The following is a 20,578-nucleotide window of genomic DNA, read 5'->3' as shown; positions in this document are numbered from 1 at the left end:
GCGAGGTCGTCATGTCGGGATCCCCACCGCCATCAGGGCGGCGATCACCACGACACCGCCGAAGAGCATGGACAGCGCGTAGGACCGGACGAAACCGGTCTGCCAGCGGCGCATCCGGCCCGAGCTGAAGGTCAGCAGCGCGGCGATGCCGGAGACCGTGCCGTCGACGCCCTTGCGGTCGACCGCGAGCAGGCCCTTGGTCAGGCCGAAGGTCGGGCGCACCGCGACGAGGTCGTTGAGCGCGTTGCCGCCGAGGTCGGCGCGGGCCGCGCGCACCACCGGCGAGACCTTCGCCGGGCGCTCGACCGGAACCGGCTTGCGGCCCACGACCAGCCACGCGATCACCGCTCCCAGCGCGGAGATGGCCACCGTCAGGACGGGGATCATCGCGTGCGGGATCGCGGTGTGGTGGGCTTCCTGCAGCTCGCCCAGCGACGGCGACAGGAACGTCACCAGCAGGTCGTCGCCCGCCAGGAACATGCCGGCCCCGATCGAACCGACGGCCAGCACGATCATCGGCGCGGTCATGATCGCCGGCGACTCGTGCGGGTGGAAGTCCTCCCCGTTGCTCGCCTTGAGGTTCTTCCAGCGCTTCTCGCCGAAGAACGTCATCAGCACCAGCCGCGTCATGTAGAACGCGGTGATGCCCGCGCCCAGCATCGCGGCACCGCCGAAGACCCAGCCGCGCCAGCCCTCCTGGCCGAACGCCGCCTCGATGATGGCGTCCTTGGAGTAGAAGCCGGACAGGAACGGGAACCCGATCAGCGCGAGGTAGCCGAGGCCGAACGTGCCGAAGGTGATCGGCATGTACCGGGCGAGGCCGCCGAACTTGCGCATGTCGACCTCGTCGTTCATGCCGTGCATGACCGAACCGGCGCCGAGGAACAGCCCGGCCTTGAAGAAGCCGTGGGTGAGCAGGTGCATGATGCCCAGCGCGTACCCCGCCGGGCCGAGCCCGACCGCCAGCATCATGTAGCCGATCTGGCTGACCGTGGAATACGCGAGGACCTTCTTGATGTCGTCGTAGGCGCAGCCGATGACGCATCCGACCAGCAGCGTCACCGCGCCGACGATGGTGACGGCCAGCTGCCCGCCCGGGGAGAGCGAGAACAGCGGGTTGGAGCGGGCGACGAGGTAGACGCCCGCGGTGACCATCGTCGCGGCGTGGATCAGCGCCGAAACCGGGGTCGGGCCCTCCATCGCGTCCGGCAACCACGCCTGCAGCGGGACCTGGCCGGACTTGCCGCAGGCGCCGAGGAGCAGCAGCAGCGTGATCGCCAGCAGCACGCCCGGCGAGAGCTCACCGGCGCGGGCGAAGACCTCCGCGTACTGGGTGGTGCCGAGGTTGGCGAACAGCAGGAAGATCGCCAGCGCCAGGCCGACGTCGCCGACCCGGTTCATCACGAAAGCCTTGGTCGCCGCCGCGGCCGCCGAAGGACGGCCCTGCCAGAAGCCGATCAGCAGGTAGGAGGCCAGACCGACGCCCTCCCAGCCGAGGTAGAGCGTCACGAAACCGTTGCCCAGCACCAGGATCAGCATCGAGGCGACGAACAGGTTCAGGTAGGCGAAGAACCGGCGGCGCTCGGTGTTGGCCGAACCGGTGCGCCCCTGCTGGTCGTGGCTCATGTAGCCGATCGAGTACAGGTGGATCAGCGATCCCACACCCGTGATCAGCAGCAGGAACACCACGGACAGCGGGTCCAGCCGGAGCCCGAAGTCGACCTGCAGCGCGTTGACCGGGATCCAGGAGAACAGGTGCAGCTCGCGGACCTGCTCGCTCTGCGGCACACCGGTCACGGAGGTGAACAGCCACAGCCCGTAGACGAACGAGGCGATCACCGTGGCCGACCCCAGCAGGTGTCCCCAGCCGTTGGCACGGCGTCCCGCGATCAGCAGGATCGCGGCGCCCACCAGCGGGAACGCGACCAGCAGCCAGGCGTAGGACTGCGCGGGCCCGGTCGCCTCGGCGACCCCCGCTGCGGTTTCAAGCATCTTTGCCGTCACCACGCGCCCTCTCAGTACTTGAGCAGGTTGGCGTCATCGACCGAGGCCGAGCGACGCGTCCGGAAGATCGACATGATGATGGCCAGGCCGACCACCACTTCGGCGGCCGCGACGACCATCACGAAGAACGCCATGACCTGCCCGTGCACCGTCCCCTCGATGCGGGCGAAGGTGACCAGCGTCAGGTTGACCGCGTTGAGCATCAGCTCGACGCACATGAAGACCACGATGGCGTTGCGCCGCACCAGGACTCCGACCGCGCCGATCGAGAACAGCAGCGCGGACAGCAGCAGGTAGTACGTGGGGGTCACTGGTGAACCTCCTCGGTGGCGTGACCGGCCCGCTGGTCCGAGTGACCGTTGCCGCCCGGCGCCGGGATCTCAGGACCCGCGTCGATGACCGGTTCACCGGACTTGCCGGAGCCGTTCTGCTCGGGCGGCTCCGGCTCTTCGATCAGCGCGTGCGCGTCGGGTTCGGGCTCGTCACCGGCGACCGCGCGACGCTCCTCGTCGAGCCGTTCGGCGGGCAGGTTCTCCAGCAGCTCCGACAGCGACTCCGGCGCGACCGAGCCGTCCGGCAGCAGCGCGGGCACCGCGACCGAGTTGGCCGTGGCGTACACGCCGGGACCGGGCAGCGGCGACGGGCGCTCGCCGCGGAACCGCGCGTTCGCGCGCTCCCGCTGGCTCAGGCGCGGGCCGCGGCCCTTGCCGCCGTAGGCCAGCACCATGGCGCCGACCGCTGCGGTGATCAGCAGCGCGGAGGTCAGCTCGAACGGGAACAGGTAGTCGGTGAAGATCAGCCGACCGAGGCCGCCCGCTCCACCGCCGGCGGGCAACCAGGAGTCCAGCGGCGGTGCCGCCTGCACCGAGGTCAGCGACCGGGCCAGCCCCGAGACCAGCAGCGCAGCCAGGCCGACCCCGCCGATCCCGGCCCAGAGGCGTTGTCCGCGCAGGACTTCCACCACCGAGTCCGAGGAGTCGCGGCCGACCATCATCAGCACGAACAGGAACAGCATCATGATCGCGCCGGTGTAGACGATGATCTGGGTGAAGCCCAGGAACGGCGCGCTCTGACCCATGTAGAGCACGCCCAGGCTCAGCATCGTCAGCACCAGCCACAGCGCGGAGTGCACCGCGTTGCGGGCGAAGACCATGCCGAGCGCGCCCAGCAGCGAGAGCGGACCGAGGACCCAGAACAGCACCGCCTCCCCGGTGCCGACCACGTCGCCGGCCTGTGCCAGCACGATTCCGGTGCTCATCGCGCATCAACCTCCGGACCGGATTCCACCGTCGATCCCGCGGGAACCCCTCGCTGCTTGGCGAGCTCGGGACCGTTGACGTAGTAGTCCTGCTCGTCCTCGCCGAGGCGCATCGGGTGCGGCGGCTGCTCCATGCCGGGCAGCAGCGGCGCCAGCATGTCGGCCTTGGTGTAGATCAGGTCCTGCCGGTTGTCGTCCGCGGTCTCGTACTCGTTGGTCATCGTCAGCGCCCGCGTCGGGCACGCCTCGATGCACAACCCGCAGCCGATGCAGCGCAGGTAGTTGATCTGGTAGTCCATGCCGTAGCGCTCACCGGGTGAGTAGCGGGCCTCGTCGGTGTTGTCGCCGCCCTCGACGAAGATCGCGTCGGCCGGGCACGCCCAGGCGCACAGCTCGCAGCCCACGCACTTCTCCAGCCCGTCCGGATGCCGGTTGAGCTGGTGGCGGCCGTGGAACCGGGGCGCGGCGACCTTCTTGACCTCGGGGTACTCCTCGGTGACGACCTTCTTGAACATCGTCGAGAAGGTGACGCCGAATCCCTTGATCGGATCAAACATTCCCATGGGGCGCCTCCTCGCCTTCCGGACCCGCGAGCTCGCCGGAGCCGGTGCCGCTGCGCACCGGGGTGCGCCGCGGCGGGGTCTTGGGGACTTCCAGGTCGATCGGCGGCACCGGGAACCCGCTGCCCGAGAGCGGCACCTCGTCGGGGTCGTTCTCGGGCTTGCGGTCCGGGATGAGGAACGTGGCCGCGACCAGGATCACCACCACGATCGCGCCGCCGATCATGAACTGCTGGGTGCTGACGGTCTCGGAGTTGCGCAGCGCCCGGATCACGGTCACCGCCACGATCCACACCAGGCTGACCGGGACCAGCAGCTTCCAGCCGAGGTCCATGAACTGGTCGTAGCGCAGGCGGGGCAGCGTGCCGCGCAGCCACACGAAGAAGAACAGGAACGCGATCGTCTTGCCGAGGAACCACAGCACCGGCCACCAGCCGGTGTTGAGCACCCCGTCGCCGATCAGCGACAGCGGCCACGGCGCGTGCCAGCCGCCGAGGAACAGCGTCGTCGCCAGCGCGGAGACGGTGACCATGTTGATGTACTCGGCGAGGAAGAACAGCGCGAACTTCAGCGACGAGTACTCGGTGTGGAAACCACCGACCAGCTCGGACTCGGCCTCGGGGAGGTCGAACGGAGCGCGGTTGGTCTCGCCGACCATCGACACCAAGTAGACCAGGAAGCTCACCGGCAGCAGCGCGAAGAACCAGCCGTTCTCCTGCGCTGCGACGATGCCGGAGGTCGACAGCGTGCCCGCGTACATGATGACCGCGACGAACGACAGGCCCATCGCGATCTCGTAGGAGATCACCTGCGCCGCCGACCGCAGCGAACCCAGCAGCGGGTACGGGGAACCGGAAGCCCAGCCGGCGAGCACGATGCCGTAGACGCCGATCGAGGCGCAGGCCAGCACGACCAGCAGGCCCACCGGCAGGTCCACCAGCTGGAGCGCGGTGCGCTCGCCGAAGATGGTGACCTCGGGGCCGATCGGCATCACCGCGAACGACACCAGCGCGGGCGTCGCGGAGATGACCGGGGCCAGGAAGAACACCCACTTGTCGGCCATGACCGGGCGGATGTCCTCCTTGAAGGCCAGCTTCAGGCCGTCCGCCAGCGACTGGAGGATGCCGAACGGTCCCGCTCGGTTCGGGCCGGGCCGGTGCTGCATGCGACCGATGACCCGGCGTTCCGCCCAGATCGTCAGCAGCGTCATCAGCACCAGGAAGGCGAAGATGGCCACGACCTTGAGCAGGATCAGCCAGATCGGGTCGTCGGCGAGCAGTTCGGCTGTTCTGGTCATGCGTTCCCCCCGTTGTGGTGGGCCGGGGAATTGCCGTTCAGCGAATGCCCGTTGCTCTCCGGGCTCGCGCTGCTCGGCGCGATGTCGACGAGAGCTCCGTGACCGGCGCCGAGAACCTTGTGCACGCGGGCCTTCCCGGAGTCGGTGGGCACCCACACGACGCCGTCGGGCATGTCGGCGATCTCGACCGGCAGCACGATCTTGCCCTGCTCGGTGCGGACCTCCAGCCGTTGTCCAGAACTGATCTCGACGCGCTTGGCGGTCTCCGGCGAGACGATCGCGACCCGGTTGCGGGCGGTACCCGCCAGGCTCGGCTCCTCCACCTGCAGCGAACCGTTGTCCAGCAGCTGCCGCCAGGTCGCCAGCACGGCCTGGCCGGGGCCGGGTCGTGGTGCGTGCGCGACGGCCTCGTCCGGGGCCGCGGTACGTCCGCCGGTGTGGGTGCCGAGCCTGTCGAGCTCGGCGCTCGCGGCGGCCGGGGTCTGGGTGAACAGGTCGGCGTCCATCTCGACCGCGAGGGTGTCCAGCACCCGGCAGTCCGGCAGCGCGCCGGTGCCGTCGATGGTGGTGGTGAACTCGCGGCGGCGGCCCTCCCAGTTGAGGTAGCTGCCGCTCTTCTCCACGCTGGGCGCGATCGGCAGCACCACGTCGGCCTGCTCGGTCACCGCGCTGGGGCGGAGCTCCAGGCTCACCACGAAACCGGCTCCGGTGAGGGCCTTGCGGGCCAGCTCCGGGTCGGGCAGGTCGTCCGGGTCGACGCCGCCGACCACCAGGCCGGAGAGCTCCCCGGAAGCGGCGGCGGTGAGGATCTCGGTGGCGTCGCGACCCGCGGCGGCGGGCAGCGAACCGGGCGCCATGCCCCAGGTCCGCTCCACGTCGGAGCGGGCGTGGTCGTCGACGACGGGACGCGCGCCGGGCAGCAGCGTCGGCAGCGCACCGGCCTCGATGGCGCCGCGTTCTCCGGCTCGGCGGGGGATCCAGGCGACCCGGGCGCCCGTGCGCTGGGCCGTGCGCAGCACCTCGGACAGCAGGCCGGGCACCTCGGCGGCGCGTTCACCGACGATGAGCACCGCGCCCTGCTGCCGGATCGCTTCGTCCACATCGGACGGCAGCGACTCCAGCGCGGCGGCCTCGCCACCGGGCACGCACTGCACCAGCGAACCGGTACGCACCGGGCCTCCGGCGTGGGTGATGACCGTGGTCTTCTCCACTCCCGGCGAGGTGCGCGGGGCGATGTGGAAGACCTGAGTCCCGCCCGCGCGCGCGGCCTTGCGCAGCCGCAGGAAGACGATCGGCGACTCCTCCTCCGGCTCGAACGCCACGCACAGCACCGCCGGGGCGGACTCCAGATCGCCGTAGGTGACACCGTTCTCCGGCGTCACCCCGACCACGGTGGACTCCAGGAACCGCAGCTCCTCGGTGGAGTGCGGCCGGGCGCGGTGGTCGATGTCGTTGGTGCGCAACGCGACCCGCGCGAACTTCGAGTAGGCGTAGGCGTCCTCGACGGTCAACCGGCCACCGGGAAGCACCCCGACCCCGCCCGCGTCACGCGCGGCGGTCAGCCCCTCGGCGGCGACCTGCAGCGCCTCGGTCCAGGACGCCTCGCGCAGCTTGCCGTTCTCCCGGATCTGCGGCCGGGTGATGCGGTCGGCGGCGTTGGCGTAGCGGAACGCGAAGCGACCCTTGTCGCAGATCCACTCCTCGTTGACCTCCGGGTCGTCCCCGGCCAGCCGGCGCATCACCTTGCCGCGCCGCCAGTCCGTCCGGGTCGCGCAGCCCGACGCGCAGTGCTCGCACTGCCCGGGGGTGGAGACCAGGTCGAACGGCCGCGACCGGAACCGGTAGGCGGCGCTGGTCAGCGCGCCGACCGGGCAGATCTGGATGGTGTTGCCGGAGAAGTAGGACTGGAACGGCTGCTGCTCGCCGATGCCGATCTGCTGCAGCGCACCGCGCTCCAGCAGCTCGATGAACGGGTCCCCGGCGATCTGCTTGGAGAACCGGGTGCAGCGCTGGCAGAGCACGCAGCGCTCGCGGTCCAGCAGGACCTGCGAGGAGATCGGCACCGGCTTGGCGAAGGTCCGCTTGGTGTCGTGGAAGCGGGACTCCGCGCGGCCGTGCTTGAGCGCCTGGTTCTGCAGCGGGCACTCGCCGCCCTTGTCGCAGACCGGGCAGTCCAGCGGGTGGTTGATCAGCAGGAGCTCCATCACGCCCTGTTGCGCCTTGTCCGCCACCGGCGAGGAGTTCTGCGTCTTGACGACCATCCCGTCGGCGACCGTCATGGTGCAGGAGGCCTGCGGTTTCGGCATCGCACGGCCGTTCATCTCGACCTCGACCAGGCACTGCCGGCAGGCACCCGCTGGGTCCAGCAGCGGGTGATCGCAGAACCGCGGGATGGTGATGCCCATCCGCTCAGCGGTCCGGATCAGCAGCTCGCCCTTGGGCGCCTCGACCTCGATCCCGTCGATGGTGAGCCGGACGTAGCCCTCGGGGACCGGGCGCGCTTCGGATTCGGGTGCCAGGGTCATCGGGCCGCTCCTACCAGTTCCGCGGCGGACTTGTTCTTGTCGCACAACGCGAGGAACTCCTCGCGGAAGTACTTGATACCGCTGGTGATCGGGCTGACCGCGCCATCGCCGAGGGCGCAGAACGAGCGGCCGAAGATGTTGTCGCAGACGTCGAGGAGGGTGTCGATGTCCTCCTCGGTGCCGTGCCCGTCGACCATCCGTTCCAGCACCTGCGCGAGCCAGTAGGTGCCCTCCCGGCAGGGGGTGCACTTGCCGCAGGACTCGTGCTCGTAGAACTGCGTCCACTTCATCACGGCCCACGGCACCGACACGGTCTCGTTGAACACCTGGACGGCCGTGGTGCCCAGCATCGATCCGGCCTCGGCCGCGCCCTCGAAGTCCAGCGGGACGTCCAGGTGCTCGGCGGTGAACAGCGGTGTCGAGGACCCGCCCGGGGTCCAGAACTTCAGCGGGACGCCGCCCTTCATGCCGCCCGCGAGTTCCAGCAGCTGCCGCAGCGTGGTTCCCATCGGCGCCTCGTACTGGCCCGGCTTCTCGACGTGCCCGGAGATCGAGTAGATCTTCGGTCCCGGCGACTTCTCGCTGCCCATGGTGCGGAACCAGTCCGAACCGCCGTTGACGATGAACGGGACCGACGCGATTGTCTCCACGTTGTTCACCGTCGTCGGGCAGGCGTAGAGCCCGGCCGCCGCGGGGAACGGGGGCTTGAGCCGCGGCTGACCGCGCTTGCCCTCCAGGGAGTCCAGCAGCGCGGTCTCCTCACCGCAGATGTAGGCGCCCGCCCCGGCGTGCACGACGATGTCCAGGTCGAAACCGGAGTCCAGGATGTTCTTGCCCAGGTACCCGGCGGCGTAGGCCTCGCGGACCGCGTGGTGGAGCCGCCGCATCGGGTGCAGGGCCTCACCGCGCACGTAGATCATGCAGTGGTTGGCGCGCATCGCGTAGCTGGCGATGATGCAGCCCTCGATCAGCGAGTGCGGGTCGGCCATCATCAGCGGGATGTCCTTGCAGGTCCCCGGTTCGCCCTCGTCGGCGTTGATGACCAGGTAGTGCGGCTTGACCGGATCCTTGGGCATGAAGCTCCACTTCACGCCCGCCGGGAACCCCGCGCCGCCGCGACCGCGCAGCCCGGACGCCTTGACCAGCTCGATCAGCTGGTCCGGGTGAGCTCGCAGCGCCTTGCGCAGGGCGGTGTAGCCCTCCAGCTGCTCGTAGGTGTGCAGCGTCCAGGAGTTCGGCGACAGCCACCGCTTGGTCAGCACCGGGGTCACCGGGCTGGTGCTCGGTTCGGTCATGGCCACCCTCACTTCTTCTCCGGCAGCGGCGGGAGTTCCGCGTCATCGGGCATGCTCGGCGCGGTCCATCCGCGGTCCTGGGCCAGCGAGGCGCCGCGGTTGGTCTCGGTCGCCTGCGACGGTCCGGTCACGGTGTCGTCGAGGTCGTCGAAGAACCCGGCCAGCTGGCGTTCGGCGCCCCGGAAGTCCGACAGCGCCGGTCCGCGCGTCGGCGCGGGCTTCTCGCCGCGCTGCAGCGCCTCGACCAGCTCCAGCGCCTTCTCGGGCGTCTGGTTGTCGTAGTACTCGTAGTTGACCTGCAGCACCGGCCCGAGATCGCAGGCCGCCAGGCATTCGGCGTGCTCCAAGGTGATCGAGCCCTCGGTGCCGGGTTCCCCGGCCGTGCCCTCGTGCCCGACGTCCAGGTGCTCGCCCAGAGCCTTGTAGATCGCGTCGCCGCCGAGCACCGCGCACATCGTGTTGGTGCACACGCTGACCAGGTGCTGACCGCACGGCTTGCGCTTGTACATGGTGTAGAAGGTCGCCACGGCGCTGACCTCGGCGACCGACAGCGCCAGCTCCTCGGCGCAGAACTTCATGCCCGCCGGGCTGACGTGCCCCTGCACCGACTGCACGAGGTGCAGCATCGGCAACAGCGCCGATCGCGACTCCGGGTACCGGGCGATGATCTGCTTCGCCTCGGCCCGGGTGTCCTCGCCGAACACCGAGGTGTCGACCGCGCCGGTCTGCTCCTCGGTGGTGGTGAACTCGAACTGCTCGGTCATCGATCCACCCCGCCCATCACCGGGTCGATGGAGGCGACGGACGCGATCACGTCGGCCACCAGTCCGCCTTCGGCCATCGCCGGCATCGCCTGCAGATTCACGAAACTGGGTTCGCGCACGTGCACCCGCATCGGCCGGGTGCCGCCGTCGGAGACCATGTGGACGCCCAGCTCGCCGCGCGGCGACTCGACCGGCGCGTACACCTGGCCGGGCGGGACGTCGAAGCCCTCGGTCACCAGCTTGAAGTGGTGGATCAGCGACTCCATGGACTGGCCCATGATCTTGCGGACGTGGTCCAGGGAGTTGCCCATGCCGTCGGCGCCGATGCTCAGCTTCGCCGGCCAGGCGATCTTGGCGTCCTCCACCATGTGCGGGCCGGACTCCATCTTGTCCACGCACTGCCGGATGATCTTCAGCGACTCGTGCATCTCCTGCACCCGCAGCAGGTACCGCGCGTAGCAGTCACCGTCGTTGCTGGTGGGCACCTCGAAGTCGTATTCCTCGTACCCGCAGTACGGTTCGACCTTGCGCAGGTCCCACGGCAGTCCCGCGGCCCGCAGCAGCGGTCCGGTCACCCCGAGCTGCAGCGCGCCGTCCAGCGGCAGGTAGCCGACGTCCTTCAGCCGCTGCTTCCAGATCGGCTGACCGCTGAACAGCTTGTCGTAGTCCGGCAGGCGGGTGTCCATGACCTTGATGAACTCGCGCACCTTGTCCTGCCAGCCCTCCGGCAGGTCCTGCGCGACGCCACCGGGCCGGACGAACGCGTGGTTCATCCGCAGGCCGGTCAGGAACTCCAGCAGGTGCAGGACCTCTTCGCGCTCGCGGAAGCCGTAGGTCATGCCGGTGGTCGCGCCCAGCTCCATCGCACCGGTGGCCAGGAAGACCAGGTGCGAGGAGATCCGGTTGAGCTCCATCAGCATCACGCGGAACGTCTGGGCCCGCTTCGGCGCCTCGATGCCCAGCAGCTTCTCGACGCCCAGGCAGTAGGCGGTCTCGGTGAACAGCGGCGCCAGGTAGTCCATGCGCGTCACGAAGGTGACGCCCTGGGTCCACGTCCGGTACTCGGTGTTCTTCTCGATGCCGGTGTGCAGGTACCCGATGACCGAACGGGCCTTGGTGACCGTCTCGCCCTCGAGCTCCAGCACCAGCCGCAGAACGCCGTGCGTGGACGGGTGTTGCGGGCCCAGGTTGATGACAACCCGCTCCTCGCCGCCGGTTTCGTCCAGGAACTCGTCCCAGTCGCCGCCGGTGACGGTGAAGATGCGGCCCTCGGTGGTGTCTCTCGACTCGGCGGGGTACGCGCCGGTGAGTGATTCGGTGGTCATTGCCCACACCTCTCCGCGATCACGAGTAGGCCCTGCGCTGGTCCGGCGGCGGGATCTCGGCGCCCTTGTACTCCACCGGGATTCCGCCGAGCGGGTAGTCCTTGCGCTGCGGGTGACCGTCCCAGTCGTCGGGCATCAGGATCCGGGTCAGCGCCGGGTGCCCGTCGTAGATCAGGCCGAACATGTCCCAGGACTCGCGCTCCTGGAAGTCGGCGGTCGGGTAGACCGACACGATCGACGGGAGGTGCGGGTCCTCCACGTCCACGGCGACCTCCAGCCGGATGCGGCGCCGGTAGGTCATCGACGTCAGGTGGTAGACCGAGTGCAGCCGCTGCGGCGCGTCCGGCCCGTAGTCCACACCGGACACCGAGCTGCACAGCTCGAAGCGCAGCGCCGGGTCGTCGCGCAGGATGCGGCAGACCTCGACGAGGTTGTCGCGGCGCAGGTAGAAGGTGATCTCGCCGCGGTCGACGGTCACCTGCTGCACGGTGTCGTCCGGAAGTCCCTTGGCGCGCAACGCTTCGAAGAGCGCGTCGGCGACCTCGTCGAACCAGCCGCCGTAGGGGCGCTCGCCGGCCGGTGGCACGTAGGCCGGCAGGTGCAGCCCGCCGAAGCCCGAGGTGTCACCGGTGCCGCGCACGCCGAACATGCCCTGCCGCTCCCGGCCAGCCGTCGGTGCTCCGGCGCGGGCCGGTTCGGCTCCCGTGGGCGCCAGGTCCGCGGCGCGCTCGGCGCTCGAACCGGGTTCGCCCGGGGCCGGGGTGGTTTCCTTGTCCGCCATCGAATTCACCTACCCGACTTGAGTTCCGGGCGCTCGGGCGTGCTCTCGAACGCGCCGAGCTCGTCCGTTCCGCCCATCTCGCGTCGCTGCGCGGCCTGCTGCCGCTCGGCGCGCTTGCGCTGCGAGGCGTTCTTCGGCGCGTACCGGACCGAGGACGGGATCATCGGGGTGCGGTCGCCGCGTTCGAGCTTCTCCTGCGCGCGCTTGGCGTTGATCGGCTCGTCCATGATCTTGGCGTGCAGCTTGAGGATCGCGTCGAGCAGCATCTCCGGGCGCGGCGGGCATCCCGGCAGGTACATGTCCACCGGCACCACGTGGTCGACGCCCTGCACGACCGCGTAGTTGTTGAACATGCCGCCGGTGGAGGCGCACACGCCCATCGCCAGCACCCAGCGCGGCTCGGGCATCTGGTCGTAGATCTGGCGCAACACCGGAGCCATCTTGTTGGTCACCCGACCGGCCACGATCATCAGATCGGCCTGCCTCGGGGTGGCGGAGAAGCGCTCCATGCCGAACCGCGAGATGTCGTAGCGGGAACCGCCAACGGTCATCATCTCGATGGCGCAGCAAGCCAGCCCGAACGTCGCCGGCCACATCGACGTCTTCCGGGTCCAGTTGACGAGCTTCTCCACGTTGGCCAACAGGATGCCGTTGGGCAGCTGCTCTTCAAGCCCCATCGCCGGCACTCCTTCCCGCGTCCTTGCGGCTAGTCCCTGTAGTTCGTCTCAGGCGCCCGGCGGACCGGGCGCTAGCGCTCCGGTTAGTTCCAGTCCAGTCCGCCTCGCCGCCAGACGTAGATGTAGGCGAAGCCGACGGTCGCTATGAACAGCACGATCTCGACGACGCCGAACATCCCCAGGGCGTCGGCCGAGACCGCGAACGGGTAGAGGAAGACCATCTCGATGTCGAAGAGGATGAACAACATCGCGGTCAGGTAGTAGGCGACGGGCATCCGGCCGCCGCCGATGACGGGCTGCGGCGAGGGCTCGATCCCGCACTCGTAGGCGTCGAGCTTCGCCTTGTTGTAGCGGCGGGGACCGACGAGCGGCGCGATCGCGACCGAGAAGACCGCGAATCCCAGCGCCAGCGCGAACAACAGCACCAACGGGATGTACGGGTCGAGCACCTTTGCTCCCCTCCAACCGGTTCCGAGTCTTGTGGCCCGGGACACACATCGTCAGTCCCCGCCGAGGCGCAGGTCACGCCTCAGGCTCCTGGTGCGCACTCTATGCGGTCGCCCGAATCGGCTCCGTAGTGAGGCGTACCTAACTTTATGACTTCTCTCACGGTTACCGGGACATCTGACCAGACACTCAGGGTCACGCGCTAGGGGTGACGCGAGTAGTGGTGCTGATCACACGATCCATGGCGTCCCCACCCTTCTCGTCGTAGAGATTTGCCAGCAGCTTCAACACGAAACGCATCAGCGTCCGCCGCGGCAGACCGTGCTTGGTGGCCATCCGCATGACCGTGGGATTGCCAATCAACTTGCTGAAGATATTGCCGAGCCGGAAGTAGCCGCCGAGCTCCTGCTGCACCGCCATCGGGTACCGGCTCAGGGCTTGTTCCCGGGAGAACGCGGTCGGTCGCGCCATCGCGTGCACCGCGCACTCGGCCGCCAGCCGGGCCGACTGCATCGCGTAGGCGATGCCCTCGCCGTTGAACGGGTTGACCATGCCGCCCGCGTCGCCGACCAGCAGCAGGCCGTCGCGGTAGTGCGGGGTGCGGTTGAAGCCCATGGGCAGCGCGGCGCCGCCGATCTTGCCGGTGGCGTTGTCCTCCCGGAATCCCCACTCCTCGGGGGTCCCGTCCAGCCAGGACCGCAGCAACTGCCGGTAATCGGTCTTGCCGTAGGCCGACGAGGTGGACAGGATGCCCAGCCCGACGTTGACCGACCCGTCGCCCATGCCGAAGATCCAGCCGTACCCGGGCAGCAGCGTCGGGTCGGCCGGGTTGGACTTGTCCCACAGCTCCAGGTGCGACTCCAAGAACTCGTCCTTGGTGCGCGGGCTGGTGTAGTACCGGCGCACGGCCACGCCCATCGGCCGGTCGTCGCGCTTCTGGATGCCCACCGACAGGGCCAGTCGAGCCGACACCCCGTCGCAGGCCACGACCAGCGGCGCCCGGTAGGTCACCGGCCTGCGCTCGGGTCCGGTCTTGGCCTCCACGCCGACGACCCGGCCGGTGCGCTCGTCGGTGATGGCGGCGCTGACGCTCGTCTGCTGGAACAGGCGGGCCCCGGCCAGCTGGGCGTTGCGGGCCAGCAGGTCGTCGAAGTCGTTGCGCGGGCGGACCACGCCGTAGGGCGGGAAGTCGGACAGGCTCGGCCAGTCGAGCTCCAGGCTGACTCCGCCGCCGACGACCCTCAGGCCCTTGTTGTGCAGCCAGCCGGCTTCTTCCCTGGTGTCGATGCCCAGGTCGATGAGCTGCTTGACGCCCCGCGGCGTGATCCCGTCGCCGCAGACCTTCTCCCGCGGGAAGACGCTCTTCTCCAGCAGCAGGACGTCCAGTCCCGCCCTGGCCAGGTACGTCGCAGCCGTCGAGCCGGCCGGGCCCGCTCCGACGACGATCACATCGGCGTCATCGTCCGGTCGGCGGCGGCTGGTGGCGCTGGTCATGACACTCCTCGAACTAGTGCAGTGCTCGGTGCGAAACCCGCTTGTGAACGAGTTCACTAACTCCGAGTCTAAGCCGCTGCACCAGCGCGATCGACCCTTTCGCGTAGGCCACCTGAGTGAGGAAACCCGCCGTCCGGGGCAACGCGGCGCGCCTCGCCGCGGGTCACCGGTGGGCGGTTCTTCTCCGAACCGACCGGGCAAAGCGGACATCGATCATGGACGGTTCGGACCACCGGCCCCACCAGCCCCTCGCGTCACAGATCCAGGGCGAGGAGGCGCGAGCTGAGGGTCTTGCCGTGGGTGTCCAGGGACAGGGACGTGGTCACGCCCCCGTCGAGCGCTCGGTGGCAGGTGAACTGCAACGCCTTGAGCAGGGGGAGCTCGCAGCGGGTGACCTCGCCCCGGACCTGTGCCGCGAGGTGTGCGCGGACGCGGTCCGCGGTGAGCTCCCGGCGCAGGCGGTCGTAGTCGGCGTCGTCGTGGGGGAACACCGACAGGATCGAGGTGTCGCCCTTGTCGCCCGCTCGGCAGTGCGCGATCTCATGCAGTCGCATCGTTCACCTCCAGGAACGTGACCTGCGATGTCACATCGGATCTGGGGATCAGGGCGGAGACGATGCCGATCACCTCGCGCACGTCGGTGCGCACCCCACCGCCTCCGGCAGGGCCGTTGGTGTAGAGCGATTCGACCTCGTGGCAGACGGTCTGCGCTGCCATCCGGTCCTCCGCGATGGCGGCCACCCGCAGTCGGCACTCGCCGTCCGGATCGCCCATCGCCCCCAGCACGTCGGCGCGCACGCGCAGTCCGGCGCCGCGCAGCCGCTCGGTCACCACGTCCGCGGCCAGCCTCGCCCGATCGGCCGCCCCCGGTCCGGCGTAGCTGATGCCGCATTCGGCGCGGTGCCCCGCGCGGTAGCCGACGCTGACCTTCAGCTCCTCCGGCCGGGCCCGCCCGCGCGCCCCGCTGATGCGCACCCGATCCGAACCGGTCCGCTCGGCGCGGACCTCGCGGAAGTCCAGGACCACGTCGGGCGTGCGGTAGGCGGTCGGATCGGTGACCTCGTAGAGCAGCTGCTCGCGCACCGTCCCGACCGTCACCATCCCGCCGGTCCCGTCCGGTTTGCCGATGGTCGCGCTGCCGTCGGTGGCGACGTCGGCGAACGGGAACCCGAGCTCGGCCAGCCCGGGAACGTCCTTGACGCCCGGGTCGGCGAAGTAGCCGCCGGTCACCTGCCCCGCGCACTCCAGGACGTGGCCGACCAGCGTCGCTGCGGCGGCGCGCGGCACGTCGTCGAGGTCCCAGCCCATCCGCTGCGCGATCGGTGCCACGAACAACGACGGGTCGGCGACCCGCCCGGTGATCACCACGTCCGCGTCCAGCGCGGGCAGCAGCGCCTCGGCACCGAGGTAGGCGTTGGCGGAGACGATCTCGCCGTGCTCGGCCAGCGGGATGCCGTCCTCCAGGGCGGCCGTGGCCGGGTCGAGCCGGTCCAGCACGTCGTCGCCGGTGACCACGGAGATGCGGCCGACCAGCCCAGCGGCCGTCATCACCTCCCGCGTGACCTCGCCCGCCCGCAGCGGATGGGCGGCGCCCATGTTGGTGATCACTCGTGCTCCGTTCGGCACCGCGACCGGCAGCAAACGCTCGAACCGCGCGCGCAGCAACGGGTCGTAGCCCTGATCCGGATCGCCCAACCTGCGTTGCTGCCCGAGGGCGATGGTGCGCTCGGCCAGGCACTCCAGCACCAGGTCGTCCACACCCGCCCGCACGAGCTCCAGCGCCGGTTCGAGGCGGTCGCCGGCGAAACCGGCTCCACTGCCGATGCGCATCTACAGCACCCCCGTGAGCAGCGCGACCGCCGTCATCACCAGCGTGGTGCCGAAGGCCCAGCCGAAGATGAACCGCTGGTGGTCGCCGAGATCGACCTTGGACATGCCGAGCAGGATGAACGTCGAGGCGGTCAGCGGGCTCAGCGGGAACCCGGTGGTCATCTGGCCGAGGATCGCCGCCCGCCCGATCGCGGCGGGATCGCCGCCGAACGCCGCGCTGGTCTCCGCCAGCACCGGCACGACCCCGTAGTAGAAGGCGTCGGGGGTGAAGACCAGGCTCAACGGCATCCCGGCGATGGCCGTGACCACCGGCAGCAGGGCGCCACCCGCGTCGGGTATGACCGCGACCAGGCTCTCGGCCATCGCCTTGATCATGCCGGTGCCGGTGAGGATGCCGGTGAACACACCGGCCGCGAAGATCACCACGACGACCAGCACCACGTTGTAGGCGTGCTTGGCGAACAGCTCCTGCTGGCCCTGCCACGACGGGCGGTTGATCAGAAGCGCGACCAGGAAGGCCACCAGGAACAGCACTTCGAGGTCGGCGAGCTGGAACAGCAGGCAGCCGACCAGGGTCAGCGTCAGCGCCGCGTTGATCCAGAACCGAACGCGGTCCACGCCGGTCAGCCGCACCCGCTCGCCCGCCTCGATGCTCACCACGCCGAGCCGCTTCCGCTCGGATCGGCCGATCAGGTAGGCGGCGACCAGCACCCAGCAGATGCCGGCGATCATGGCGGGCAGCACGGGCAGGAACAGCTGCGCGGAATCGAGCTTCAGCGCGGCCATCGCACGGGCCGTCGGCCCACCCCACGGCACCATGTTCATGACCCCGGCGCCGAGGCACACCACACCGGCCAGCACGATCCGGCGCATCCCCAGCCGCTGGTAGATCGGCAGCAGCGCGGAGACGGTGATCAGGAAGGTGGATGCCCCGTCGCCGTCCAGCGCGACCAGCAGGGTCAGCAGCGCGGTGCCGACGGTGATCTTGAGCGGGTCGCCCTTGGCCCAGCGCAGGATGCGGGTGACGGCGGGGTCGAACAGCCCCGCGTCGATCATCAGGCTGAAGTACAGCACCGCGAAGGTGATCATGATGGCCACCGGGGCGACGGTGACCAGGCCATCGGCCACCAGCTCACCGAGCCCGGCGCCGTGACCGCTGAGCAGTGCCGCCGCGATCGGCACCAGGGTGAGCGCGAACAGCACCGACACCCTGCGCGAGAGCACCAGGGCGAGGAACACGCCGATCGTCAGGAATCCACTCGCGGCAAGCATGGGCAACCTCCGAACACCGCCGTTGGGCCGGACGGAAGAACTGTGATCCACCTCGCTCATGCTGGTCAAGCACTGATTGTTGATAGATTCATGCACCATGGGCATGGATCTGACCGTGCAGCAGCTCCGGCTGGTTCTCGCGGTGCACGACACCGGCGGGTTCACCGCTGCCGCCGAGCAGCTGCACCTGGCGCAGTCCTCGATCAGCCGCGCGGTGCGCGACGTCGAGCGCAGGCTCGGCATCACGCTGTTCCAGCGCACCACCCGCAACCTGGTCACCACGCCGGAGGGCGCCGAGTTCTGCTTGGTCGCGCGGCGGGTGGTGGACTCGTTCGACGCCGGGATCAACCACTTCCAAGGCTTCCTGGCAGGAACCCGCGGCCGCGTCCGGGTGGCGGCGCTGCCGTCGATGGCGGCGATCCTGCTGCCCCCGGTCGTCTCGGCCTACCGCGCGGATTACCCGGACGTGGAGCTGTCGATCGAGGACGGCATGTCCGACGAGGTCCTTGCCAAGGTTCGCGCGGGCACCGTCGACCTGGGCGTCACGGTCGTCGCCGAACCGCTGCCCGATCTGGCCGTGCACCCCATCGCCACGGACCGGATGTGCGCGGTGTTCCCGCAGCAGCACCGCTTCGCCGCGCGCGAGTCGCTGACCTGGGCGGAGCTGGCGACCGAACCGCACATCGCGTTCGCGCCGAACTCCAGCATCCGCCAGCACGCCGACCGCGCCTTCGCCGCCGCGGAGGCCCACCCGCGGATCGTCCTGGAATCCGGCAACATCACCGCGGTGGCGGGACTGGTCGCAGCGGGTCTCGGCACCGCCGTCATGCCCGGGATGGTCCTACCCCTGATCGCCTTCGCGGGCCTCGTCCACGTACCCCTGGCAGCACCGGAGACTCACCGGCGCATCGCGGTGATCCGCACTCCCCACCATCCGCAGCCCCCGGCCACCAGGGCTTTCACCCGAGCCCTCACCTGGGCCAGGACCACGACGCCCGAAACCACCTGGCTCTGAGCCGCTTCCGCCCCGGGATGATCAGGACGGGTTCTTCGCGTGGTGAACCGTCACCACGCCGCTGGTCAGGTTCTTCCAGGTGGTGTCGGTCCAGCCGGCTTCACCGATGAGCTCGGCGAGGGCTCGCTGGTCGGGCCAGGAGCGGATGGACTCGGCGAGGTAGACGTAGGCGTCCGGGTTGGAGGAGACCGCGCGGGCGATCGGGGGCAGCGCGCGCATCAGGTAGTTCATGTAGACGCCGCGGAAGGGCTGCCACGTCGGGGTGGAGAACTCGCACACCACCAGGCGCCCACCGGGCCGCACCACGCGGCGCATCTCGCGCAGGCCCGCGACCGTGTCGGCGAGGTTGCGCAGGCCGAAGGAGATCGTCGCGGCGTCGAAGGCGTCGTCGGCGAACGGCAGGTGCAGGGCGTCGGCCGCCACCAGCGGCACACCCCGGCCCTTGCCGACCGAGAGCATGCCCAGCGAGAAGTCGGCCGCGACGCAGTAGGCGCCGGAACGGGCGAACTCGACGGTCGACACGCCGCTGCCGGCAGCGAGGTCGAGGACCTTCTCGTCCTGCTGGGGCGCGAGCAGCTGCCGGGTCACCTTCCGCCAGCGCCGGTCCTGCCCGAAGGACAGCACGGTGTTGGTCAGGTCGTACCGACGCGCGACGCCGTCGAACATCGCCGCGACTTCGCGAGGGTTCTTGTCCAAGCCTGCCCGAGACACACCCGAAGCGTACGTGGCCCGCTCCGGAGCCGGTTCAGGCAGCTGCCGACTCCACGTACCCGCTCACCGCCGCGTAGTGGTCCACCAACTGGCGGCACAGGGCCGGCCAGGTGCGACCTGCGACGGCGTTGCGGGCGTGGGTGCCGAAGCGCTCCCGCAGCGCGGGATCGCGCAGGTCGGCGATGGCGCGGCGCAAGGCCGCCGCGTGCTCGGCGTCGTCGTGCGCGGGCAGCAGGTAGCCGGTGCGCCCCACCTCGACCAGGTCGCGGGGCCCGCCCGCGTCCGGGGCGACGACGGCGACGCCGGAGGCCATCGCCTCCTGCACCGCCTGGCAGAACGTCTCGTGCGGACCGGTGTGCACGAAGACGTCGAGGCTGGCGTAGATGCGGGCCAGCTCGTCGCCGGTGCGCTGACCGAGGAACGCGGCGTTGGGCAGTTCCACGTTCAACCGCTCGCGCTCCGGGCCGTCGCCGACCACGACCAGCCGCACGCCGGACGTGCCGTCCAGCTCGGCGAGCCGCTCGATGCGCTTCTCCGGCGCCAATCGGCCGACGTATCCCACCAGCAGTTCACCGTTCGGAGCCAACTCGGCCCGCAGCTGCTCGTCGCGCTTGCGCGGCGTGAACCGCTCGGTGTCGACACCGCGACCCCACCGGTGCACGCGCGGAACGCCGTGCTCGCGCAGCGTCTCCACCGCCCACGTCGAGGGGGCCAGCGTGCGGTCGGCGTGGCAGTGCAGGCGGCGGATCCACTTCCACGCCGCCTTCGCGGTCAGCCCGAGCCCGTAGGACTCGGCGAAACCCGCCACATCGGTCTGGTAGACGGCGACCGTCGGGACACCCAGCCGCCGCGCGGCGTTCATCCCGCGCGCCCCCACCACGAACGGCGAAGCCAGGTGCACCACGTCGGGCGCGAAATCCTGGAGCCCGCGCAGCACGCGGCGGCTCGGGAACCCGATGGGCAGCGACGACACCATCGGCAGGTCCACCGCGGGCAGCCTGATGACGGGGAAGCCCGCGTACTCGTCCGGACCGGGTCCGGGGGCGATGACCAGGGCCTGGTCGCCTCGACGACGCAAGTGCTCCAGCACCCGCAACACCGAGTTCGTCACTCCGTTGATCTGCGGCAGGAAGCTCTCGGTCACGATCGCGATGCGCACGGACAACACGGTCGCCGCCGGTTCCGGCGAGCAGCCGAAGGCAACGTGACGCGATCCCCAACGACAACCGAAGACCACCCCAACTCGCCCATCGGCCCGCAAACGTGGCTTGCGGCTCCACGGCCGGTCACCTTCACGTTGCTGAGCGGTCACTCGCCGCGCGG

Annotated in this window: 19 protein-coding genes; 1 reads left to right on the top strand and 18 read right to left on the bottom strand. The window is 69.9% G+C overall.

The window, feature by feature from the left end:
• Nucleotides 1–9 precede the first annotated feature (9 nt).
• The 16 genes from nuoL to AB0J78_RS02305 all read right to left on the bottom strand — a co-directional run bounded on the left by nuoL (nt 10) and on the right by AB0J78_RS02305 (nt 17,529).
• On the bottom strand, nt 10–1,992 hold the full coding sequence (gene nuoL / locus AB0J78_RS02380; protein WP_363786105.1) for an NADH-quinone oxidoreductase subunit L: 1,983 nt from the start codon (nt 1,990–1,992) through the stop codon (nt 10–12).
• A 23-nt stretch (nt 1,993–2,015) separates the two neighbouring features.
• A complete protein-coding gene (gene nuoK / locus AB0J78_RS02375; protein WP_093414272.1) occupies nt 2,016–2,315 on the bottom strand; it encodes an NADH-quinone oxidoreductase subunit NuoK in 300 nt (99 codons plus the stop codon).
• A complete protein-coding gene (locus AB0J78_RS02370; RefSeq protein WP_363786103.1) occupies nt 2,312–3,262 on the bottom strand; it encodes an NADH-quinone oxidoreductase subunit J in 951 nt (316 codons plus the stop codon). The genes nuoK and AB0J78_RS02370 overlap by 4 nt, the downstream gene beginning before the upstream one ends.
• A complete protein-coding gene (gene nuoI, locus AB0J78_RS02365; protein ID WP_132621523.1) occupies nt 3,259–3,825 on the bottom strand; it encodes an NADH-quinone oxidoreductase subunit NuoI in 567 nt (188 codons plus the stop codon). Before nuoI ends, AB0J78_RS02370 begins: the two co-directional genes overlap by 4 nt.
• Entirely contained in the window at nt 3,812–5,119 is a 1,308-nt protein-coding gene (gene nuoH / locus AB0J78_RS02360; RefSeq protein WP_363786101.1) for an NADH-quinone oxidoreductase subunit NuoH, read from the bottom strand. Before nuoH ends, nuoI begins: the two co-directional genes overlap by 14 nt.
• On the bottom strand, nt 5,116–7,644 hold the full coding sequence (locus AB0J78_RS02355) for an NADH-quinone oxidoreductase subunit G (protein ID WP_363786099.1): 2,529 nt from the start codon (nt 7,642–7,644) through the stop codon (nt 5,116–5,118). Before AB0J78_RS02355 ends, nuoH begins: the two co-directional genes overlap by 4 nt.
• A complete protein-coding gene (nuoF, locus tag AB0J78_RS02350; protein WP_363786097.1) occupies nt 7,641–8,939 on the bottom strand; it encodes an NADH-quinone oxidoreductase subunit NuoF in 1,299 nt (432 codons plus the stop codon). The genes AB0J78_RS02355 and nuoF overlap by 4 nt, the downstream gene beginning before the upstream one ends.
• 8 nt (nt 8,940–8,947) lie before the next feature.
• On the bottom strand, nt 8,948–9,703 hold the full coding sequence (nuoE, locus tag AB0J78_RS02345) for an NADH-quinone oxidoreductase subunit NuoE (protein ID WP_363786095.1): 756 nt from the start codon (nt 9,701–9,703) through the stop codon (nt 8,948–8,950).
• A complete protein-coding gene (locus AB0J78_RS02340; RefSeq protein ID WP_363786093.1) occupies nt 9,700–11,028 on the bottom strand; it encodes an NADH-quinone oxidoreductase subunit D in 1,329 nt (442 codons plus the stop codon). Before AB0J78_RS02340 ends, nuoE begins: the two co-directional genes overlap by 4 nt.
• Nucleotides 11,029–11,047: 19 nt before the next feature.
• On the bottom strand, nt 11,048–11,809 hold the full coding sequence (locus AB0J78_RS02335; protein ID WP_363786091.1) for an NADH-quinone oxidoreductase subunit C: 762 nt from the start codon (nt 11,807–11,809) through the stop codon (nt 11,048–11,050).
• Between the two features lie 5 nt (nt 11,810–11,814).
• The gene (locus AB0J78_RS02330) at nt 11,815–12,486 is read right to left on the bottom strand and encodes an NADH-quinone oxidoreductase subunit B family protein (protein ID WP_363786089.1); all 672 of its coding nucleotides are present in this window, start codon (nt 12,484–12,486) and stop codon (nt 11,815–11,817) included.
• A gap of 83 nt (nt 12,487–12,569) precedes the next feature.
• On the bottom strand, nt 12,570–12,935 hold the full coding sequence (locus tag AB0J78_RS02325; protein WP_132621507.1) for an NADH-quinone oxidoreductase subunit A: 366 nt from the start codon (nt 12,933–12,935) through the stop codon (nt 12,570–12,572).
• 193 nt (nt 12,936–13,128) lie between these two features.
• On the bottom strand, nt 13,129–14,427 hold the full coding sequence (locus AB0J78_RS02320) for a geranylgeranyl reductase family protein (RefSeq protein ID WP_363786087.1): 1,299 nt from the start codon (nt 14,425–14,427) through the stop codon (nt 13,129–13,131).
• A 254-nt stretch (nt 14,428–14,681) separates the two neighbouring features.
• On the bottom strand, nt 14,682–14,981 hold the full coding sequence (locus AB0J78_RS02315; protein ID WP_363786085.1) for a hypothetical protein: 300 nt from the start codon (nt 14,979–14,981) through the stop codon (nt 14,682–14,684).
• On the bottom strand, nt 14,968–16,257 hold the full coding sequence (locus AB0J78_RS02310; protein WP_363786083.1) for an acyclic terpene utilization AtuA family protein: 1,290 nt from the start codon (nt 16,255–16,257) through the stop codon (nt 14,968–14,970). Before AB0J78_RS02310 ends, AB0J78_RS02315 begins: the two co-directional genes overlap by 14 nt.
• Complete coding sequence (locus AB0J78_RS02305; protein ID WP_363786081.1) at nt 16,258–17,529, bottom strand: citrate:proton symporter; 1,272 nt, start codon at nt 17,527–17,529, stop codon at nt 16,258–16,260.
• 97 nt (nt 17,530–17,626) lie between these two features.
• Here AB0J78_RS02305 and AB0J78_RS02300 point away from each other — a divergent pair, with 97 nt between their 5' ends.
• Nucleotides 17,627–18,544, top strand: coding sequence for a LysR family transcriptional regulator (locus AB0J78_RS02300; protein WP_363786079.1), 918 nt, complete (start codon nt 17,627–17,629; stop codon nt 18,542–18,544).
• 21 nt (nt 18,545–18,565) lie between these two features.
• Here AB0J78_RS02300 and AB0J78_RS02295 read toward each other — a convergent pair whose 3' ends face one another.
• Complete coding sequence (locus AB0J78_RS02295) at nt 18,566–19,255, bottom strand: demethylmenaquinone methyltransferase (protein WP_363786077.1); 690 nt, start codon at nt 19,253–19,255, stop codon at nt 18,566–18,568.
• Nucleotides 19,256–19,289: 34 nt separating this feature from the next.
• Entirely contained in the window at nt 19,290–20,414 is a 1,125-nt protein-coding gene (locus AB0J78_RS02290; RefSeq protein ID WP_363786075.1) for a glycosyltransferase family 1 protein, read from the bottom strand.
• Nucleotides 20,415–20,578 lie beyond the last annotated feature (164 nt).

The organism is Saccharopolyspora sp. NPDC049426 (genome assembly GCF_040676935.1).
Taxonomy (GTDB): Bacteria; Actinomycetota; Actinomycetes; order Mycobacteriales; family Pseudonocardiaceae; genus Saccharopolyspora.
The sequence above is the reverse complement of the archived record's forward strand: the minus strand, read 5'-3'. Positions and strand labels throughout refer to the sequence as shown.